This window comes from Haliea salexigens DSM 19537 (genome assembly GCF_000423125.1).
GTDB lineage: Bacteria > Pseudomonadota > Gammaproteobacteria > Pseudomonadales > Halieaceae > Haliea > Haliea salexigens.
This window is the reverse complement of record NZ_AUHJ01000046.1, coordinates 1-6528: the sequence shown is the minus strand read 5'-3', so window position 1 is coordinate 6528 and position 6528 is coordinate 1. Positions and strand designations below refer to the sequence as shown.

8 protein-coding genes are annotated in these 6528 nt (G+C 52.9%); 6 read left to right on the top strand and 2 right to left on the bottom strand.

Annotated elements, in window-relative coordinates; all coding sequences use genetic code 11:
* Window positions 1-496 (top strand): Tn3 family transposase (locus G533_RS0118915; protein ID WP_027951265.1); only part of this gene is annotated, 496 nt, incomplete at its 5' end.
* Window positions 497-562: 66 nt separating this feature from the next.
* Here the strand turns inward: G533_RS0118915 and G533_RS24865 are convergent.
* Entirely contained in the window at window positions 563-736 is a 174-nt protein-coding gene (locus G533_RS24865; RefSeq protein ID WP_158413447.1) for a hypothetical protein, read from the bottom strand.
* A gap of 290 nt (window positions 737-1026) precedes the next feature.
* Here G533_RS24865 and G533_RS0118905 point away from each other — a divergent pair, with 290 nt between their 5' ends.
* From G533_RS0118905 to G533_RS22960, 5 genes are all read left to right on the top strand, one after another.
* Window positions 1027-1635, top strand: coding sequence for a DUF6088 family protein (locus G533_RS0118905; protein WP_027951264.1), 609 nt, complete (start codon window positions 1027-1029; stop codon window positions 1633-1635).
* Window positions 1635-2618 (top strand): nucleotidyl transferase AbiEii/AbiGii toxin family protein, encoded by a 984-nt coding sequence (locus tag G533_RS0118900; protein ID WP_027951263.1) that lies wholly within the window; start codon window positions 1635-1637, stop codon window positions 2616-2618. The genes G533_RS0118905 and G533_RS0118900 overlap by 1 nt, the downstream gene beginning before the upstream one ends.
* Before the next feature lie 352 nt (window positions 2619-2970).
* Entirely contained in the window at window positions 2971-3609 is a 639-nt protein-coding gene (locus tag G533_RS22965) for a hypothetical protein (RefSeq protein ID WP_035529204.1), read from the top strand.
* Window positions 3539-4789 (top strand): helix-turn-helix domain-containing protein, encoded by a 1251-nt coding sequence (locus G533_RS24295; RefSeq protein ID WP_338035415.1) that lies wholly within the window; start codon window positions 3539-3541, stop codon window positions 4787-4789. The genes G533_RS22965 and G533_RS24295 overlap by 71 nt, the downstream gene beginning before the upstream one ends.
* 16 nt (window positions 4790-4805) lie before the next feature.
* A complete protein-coding gene (locus tag G533_RS22960) occupies window positions 4806-6059 on the top strand; it encodes an abortive infection family protein (RefSeq protein ID WP_035529202.1) in 1254 nt (417 codons plus the stop codon).
* 163 nt (window positions 6060-6222) lie between these two features.
* On the opposite strand, the gene G533_RS24290 is transcribed toward G533_RS22960, so the two are convergent.
* The coding region (locus G533_RS24290; RefSeq protein WP_144079958.1) for an integrase core domain-containing protein at window positions 6223-6528 on the bottom strand (306 nt) is incomplete at its 5' end.

Sequence of the window (6528 nt, the reverse complement as noted above, 5' to 3'; positions counted from 1 at the left end):
CCAGGCCAGGTTAGTGCGCAAACTATCCGGTTACAAGCACAATCACCCATTACTGGAGGCATTGACCGAATATAACCGGCTGCTGAAAGCCCAATATCTGCTGAACTACATTGACGACGCCAGCCTTAGAAATCACGTGCAGCGAGCGTTGAACCGGGGTGAAGCCTATCACCAGCTGCGGCGGGCTATTAGCCACGTCAATGGCGACCGATTCCGGGGTAATAGCGATGAGGAGATCCAGATCTGGAACGAAAGTGCCAGACTGGTGGCAAATGCCATCATCTACTTCAACTCAAAAGTGCTCAGTAATCTGCTGGACAGCTTTGAGGATCAAGGCAATGCAATGTCTCTGGAAACAGTAAAGCGGGCCTCACCTGTAGCCTGGGAGAATATCAACCTCCGGGGTAGATACACATTCGCACCGACAGGTGAATTGCCAAAACTTGAGGATCTAATGGCATCGATTGAAGGCTACCGGCCGACAATCGATAAGTAATGGGCCTCCAGAAACCACGGCTGGCGCGGCCTGCAGCGGTTTTTGCAATATTTGGAGGCAAAATCCCTAGGACCCCGTATAGGCCGCATTGTCCACCATTGCCTTGCGCAGCCGAAGCGGCTTTCCCTGATACACTTTCGCCTGATACAGTCGATGCACCAGCACGCCGAGCTCGTATTCCGTCACCAGCGCGTGTGGTAGCTGCTCCAGTTCATTTTCCAGTGCGGTGAGAATCTCCAAACGCACCTGCTCCTCTTTCGCCCTTCTCTATGCACGGCACGGGAATACATCCATACCGCTTTCTGCCGCGTTAATCATCAGGCAGCGCGGAACAGGGTGGAAGTTGAAATTCCAGTGCTGGTAGCCTATACTGTGCGTCCTTAGGACGCACAGTATAGGCCACCAAGCCTGCTTTTTCACCAAATCGCCGCTAGAACCTGTCGCCCCTATCAACCTCCTCCATCCTTCATGCTATGCTTGTTTCAGGAAAAACACCCAATTTTCCTGAAAATTTAAAGTGCGCTTATATAATGCAACCTATTGAAAATAAAATAATTTCCAGAATATATGGCCGCGGTAGGGGTTGGGCATTTACCAAGACTGATTTTGCGGCGGAATTCGGGGAAAGCAACATCCACCAGGCCCTGTCGAGCCTGAGCAAGTCGGGACGCATCCGGCGCGTGTGCCGGGGCGTCTACGACTACCCCCAATTCAGCGACCTCCTACAACAGCCGCTCAGCCCCGATATCGACCAGGTCGCCCATGCTTTGGGTCGCAAATTCAACTGGCGAATACAACCGTCAGGCGATGCGGCTCTCAACTTACTGGGCCTGTCTACCCAGGTCCCGGGACGCTGGGTTTACCTCTCCGATGGCCCCGATCGACAGTACACCATCGGCAAAACCCTGTTGGTGTTCAAGCAAACCGCGCTGAAAGAGGTGGGCTTTAGGCACCCCAAAAGCGGTCTGTTGGTACACGCCCTGAAAGCCTTGGGGCGGGAACGCGTGGATGCCGCGGTCATCGGGGCCGTTCGAGCCCGGCTGTCGGATAAGGACCGCGAGCAAATCCCCCGGGACACTCGTCAGGTCACCGGCTGGGTCCACGACTTGATCAAGAAAATCTGCCAAAGGGCCGACTAATGGAGACGGTGGCACAGTTCAGTATCGAGCAACGCCGGGAGCTATTCAGCGAAACCGCCTCGGTGCTCGGCACAACGCCCGTCGTAGTGGAGAAGGATTTCTGGGTCACACGCACACTGGCGCGACTGTTCCAGGACGAGGGACTTGAGCAAGTGTTGCGTTTCAAGGGTGGCACCAGCCTATCTAAGGTATTCGGAGTAATCGAACGTTTCTCGGAAGACATCGACCTGATCCTGGATTGGCGCACAGTCGCCGACGAGGACCCCCTGGCTGAGCGTTCGGGCACAAAACAGCAACGCCTGAACCAGGACATCAATACGGCCGCGGCCAACTACATCGAACAACGACTACTGGAGCAGATTCGCGCCGTACTGGGTGACCTATGCGAGTGCAGCATCGCACCGGACGAACCCCATGTGATCAATATCACCTACCCGGCCGCCTTCAGTGATGATTACCTCCGCCCCGAAATACGCCTCGAGATCGGACCACTGGCGGCCTGGACGCCCCACCAAACGCACACCATACAGAGCTATACCGCCGAGGCGTTCCCCAGAATGTTCAGCGAGCCATACTGTAGGGTGCCGGTGATAAGTGCCGAACGCACCTTCTGGGAGAAAATTACGATCCTTCACCAGGAGGCCCACCGGCCGGACGACAAGCCCCAACCCAGCCGTTATTCCCGCCACTATTATGACGTTCACCGTTTGGCGGCGAGTCCCATCGCCGAGGCGGCGTTGCATGACATAGCCTTGCTACATACGGTTGTCGAATTCAAACAGCGCTTCTACCCAAGAGGCTGGGCCCGGTACGACCTTGCAGTACCCGGAACGCTGAAACTGGTGCCGTCTGACAAGGTCCTGGGCGACCTGAATAAGGACTACCGGGCCATGAAAACCATGATCTTCGGGGAAACACCGGATTTTACCGACATACTGGCAAGCCTGCGGCAACTCGAAACGGCCATCAACGGTCAGGTATAACAGCGCAATTGGAGAGAGGATAAACCAACCACTGATTTTTTGTCCGTGTATGTCGCCTCTTACATGGGAGGCAACGACCGCTTCCCTATGCATACGATGATGCCCCGAAGGCACTCGTTAGACCACCAATCCTCCTGAAAAGCGGGGTGGTTGCATGGCCGCGCTGGATTGAACCAGCGTCGATCCGAACATCTGGGCTTTCACTATAGGCATTACACCGGCCTTAAGGCACGCATCAATTGTTGGGTCTTGTCACAATATGCATGCCGCCCACCGCTCTCAACTTCTTGTTATTCCACCTCATTTGAGGGAGAATAACCGGAAGTCATAGCTACCTGTAGGTTGGATCACGATGGGCACGAATGTATTGGTTGAAAATGCTGATGAGATTGCTAGCCGACTCGATCAACTCGGTGTTACGGAGGCTGCTCTGCGGGAATCTGTTTACCAGGGACATCTTCAAAGGACGCGCCTCACTCTCAACCATCCGGCGATCTATCACGGATTGAATATGTGGGGTGAAGTTGTTGCGGCTCTTCGTGGACAGCTGCGTCCGTTGGGCTGGACCCGTCAAGAAATTGGGGGATTTGCGCTGACTGCTCACGAGGAGCATGGACTCGCTATAACCGTAGCTTCGGGTGATGAAGCAACTGGAATCCCTTCAGCACATCCTTCTAACCGATCCAAGAAGGGACGGAATACCGTCGACGCCATCGAAGCTAACCGTCAACAGGAACTGTTTGAAAAGCTACCGGATCCCAAAGAAGATTCAGCCGGGAACCAAACCTGGATTTTGATGCATCATACCGATACGGTGCGTGGTGAAATTCGCCTTGAGTTGTCACGCCCATCCAGTATTGGTGAAGACGGTAAAATATCAGAATGGTCTGAGCGAATCATTCTTGACAGCATTCCGTTTGATGATGAGCTCGTGGAAATTTATCCGCCCAATGGGCCGGACATTGAAATCGATATTCGTCGTAAAGCATGACGAGGTTCACATGTTCAATCCATTGAGGCTAACCCTTGCCCGAAAGCGCAGGGGTATGAAAAAGCGTGAATTGGCTTCGCAGGTTGGAGTAACAGAAAGATCCGTATCCAGCTATGAAGCCGGATCACAGGAACCAGAAAGTGGCACGCTCAAAAATATTTCAAAAGCTCTTCGCTTCCCCGAAGCGTTTTTCTTTGGGGACGATCCGGAATTTCCGACCCCTGATGTAGCTAGTTTTCGATCCTTGTCAAAAATGACGGCGTCCCAGCGTGATTCAGCGTTAGGTGCTGGTGCTGTCGCGTTATTACTCAACGAGTGGATTGAATCCCGGTTCGAACTTCCTAACCCCGATGTTCCAGATTTGGGCAGGGAAGGAGGAGCTAATACGGGCGGTTACAAAGACCGGCATTCGAAGGAACCAGAAGCGTACCCTTCCCATTTCTCGGCTCAAACCCCTGAAGCCGCAGCGGAAATGCTGCGGGCACATTGGGGGCTGGGTGAACTTCCCATCAAAAACATGATTACCCTGCTGGAGTCGAAGGGTGTGCGTGTGTTCTCGCTGGCGATTGATGCGAAAGAGGTGGACGCCTTTTCCATGTGGAAAGGTGGCCGCCCATACGTTTTCCTTAACACTTTTAAATCTGCAGAGCATTGCCGGTTCGATGCCGCACATGAGTTGGGGCACTTGGTACTTCACCAACATGCTCAGCCACATGGTCCAGATTTAGAGCGTGAAGCTAATGCCTTTGCTTCAGCATTTCTTATGCCCAGAGCAAGTGTTCTGGCAATGGCACCAAGATCAGCGACACTTTCCAGTTTAATTCGACATAAGAGAAATTGGTCGGTATCAGTGGCCGCATTGAATTACCGCCTACATGCCTTAGGCCTGACTTCTGACTGGACTTATCGGACTTTGTGTATCCAGTTGGCGCAAGCTGGTTATAGGACAAGTGAACCGGAGAGCATCAATCACGAAAAGTCAGTAGTTCTTGAAAAAGTGTTCTCCGCTTTACGCGAAGAGGGATTAAGTAAAACAGATGTAGCGCATCAGCTTTCCATTTTTCCGGATGAAATCAATGAGTTGACCTTCGGCCTCATGTTGAATGCCTTGAGAGGTGGAAGGACTAGAAACGATGAGTCCGTGTCGCGCAGAGCACAACTCCAATTGGTTAAGGGCTGATGAGTAATTGTTGGGAATGGATGATTCAGAGTTAGAACAAATCCTAGCGACCGTACATGCGTTGCTCATTGCCGAAGATATGGTTGACGCTGCGGACCTCGTGCGCTTGTATCCTGCTCGGTCGGAGCAGACCGGCTATGACAACTGGAATGGGGGAACTGCGATATGGGACGTGTACTTTGAAGTACCCCCGAAGGAATATGCGCACCTAGGGGCTCGGCGAACCCAATTGGAAGAGCAAGTCACAGCACGATTAAAAACGGTCTTGGAGGTTGAAACGCAAGATTGGTATTCGGCCAAAATAGTGCCTGCCAGGGCCTACAGGAAAGAATGGCGCGTTGAAGAAACGGGTTTGCCGCGTCAGGCGCGAGTCAATATTTTAGACGGTCTTCGTCTGGAGGGTACAAGATGGAATGGCACGCTAGATGAAGTCGAGTTCCTGAGCCGGATTTTTGACCTGCAGGTACTGCCTTCTTTTGATACACGGTTCAAGGATGCTGCAGGCGATATCTGGCAGCACTGTATCAACAACGACGACTGGGAGCCAGACTGGGTATTCTCGGATGATCGCTTCAAACTATTGGACGGTCCAGCAGAACCATTCTTGAATTTCCTCTGTGAAACCGTCAATCCGGTAGTACGCCCGGACAGGGATGAAGCACTCAAGTTGGTTAGTCATTTCAATGACCAGTTGCGTCCGAGTGGATGGGAGCTGTATGAGGAAGAGCGTATCGCTGGTCGACCACGCTTTGCTCATCGTGTGCTCACACATAACGGTGATCGTGCGGTACTAAGGGCGCGAACTGTAGCAGATGCACTGGATGCCGGATGGATGGCAAAAGCCATTGAGCGGTTGGAGCGCGCGATTGACGGCGATCCAGATTTGGCCATAGGTACTTCTAAGGAACTTGTGGAGGCATGCTGCAAAACCATTCTCTCTAACCGTGGGATACCGTTCACCAAATCTGATGATTTAGGTAACTTGACTAAAAAACTGACAAAGGAGCTACGTCTCGTACCCGAAGGAATAACTGATGAAGCCAAAGGGGCGGACAATATTCGCCTCATCCTCCGCAATCTCACCCAACTCACCAATAACCTAGCCCAACTTCGAGGACTTTACGGAACCGGGCACGGTAGGGATGGCCGGCACCGCGGTTTACAGCCCCGCCATGCGCGGCTCGCTGTGGCTTCAGCTGTTGCGTTCATAGATTTCATCGCTGAAACCCACCGCCACTTGGCAGGGATCGAAAAAAGGATTGAAAATTGACCGGTATGTGGCTCAACTCCGCCCGTCTCTCACAATCCACTGCAATACCAGCTATCGCCTGAGATTACCGTTTGGCCCAGACAGCAGTACCGGACGGCTGGCCGACCTATATCCGTCCTTTCGAGGAAGCGGTGTTTGTCAACAAAGATGTCGCGTTCATTGATTATGCAGCCTTAGCCAATGATGGTTTCTCAGTGCACAATTCTTTCGGTGGGTTCAGCCAGACCTCGTCGGTCCTTTCCCAATCACGTGTCGGGCCAGACCACCGTTGTGGATGTGCGGCTTTCGCCGCTTCGTAAACTGCTTTCCTCTGCCGCAGTAACTCACTATCGAGACCAGCATGGCGCTGTGCCGGCGTCACGTATTTAATCGCACTGTGACGATGCTCATTGTTGTACCAGGTAACGAACTCATAGACCCAGGCGCGCGCTGCTTCGATACTCTCGAACGGCTTGCGGGGATAGGCCGG

Coding starts and splice junctions, on each gene's coding strand:
- G533_RS0118905 (WP_027951264.1), top strand. CDS start 1,027: ATGCAACCTATTGAAAATAAAATAATTTCCAGAATATATGGCCGCGGT.
- G533_RS0118900 (WP_027951263.1), top strand. CDS start 1,635: ATGGAGACGGTGGCACAGTTCAGTATCGAGCAACGCCGGGAGCTATTC.
- G533_RS22965 (WP_035529204.1), top strand. CDS start 2,971: ATGGGCACGAATGTATTGGTTGAAAATGCTGATGAGATTGCTAGCCGA.
- G533_RS24295 (WP_338035415.1), top strand. CDS start 3,539: ATGATGAGCTCGTGGAAATTTATCCGCCCAATGGGCCGGACATTGAAA.
- G533_RS22960 (WP_035529202.1), top strand. CDS start 4,806: ATGGATGATTCAGAGTTAGAACAAATCCTAGCGACCGTACATGCGTTG.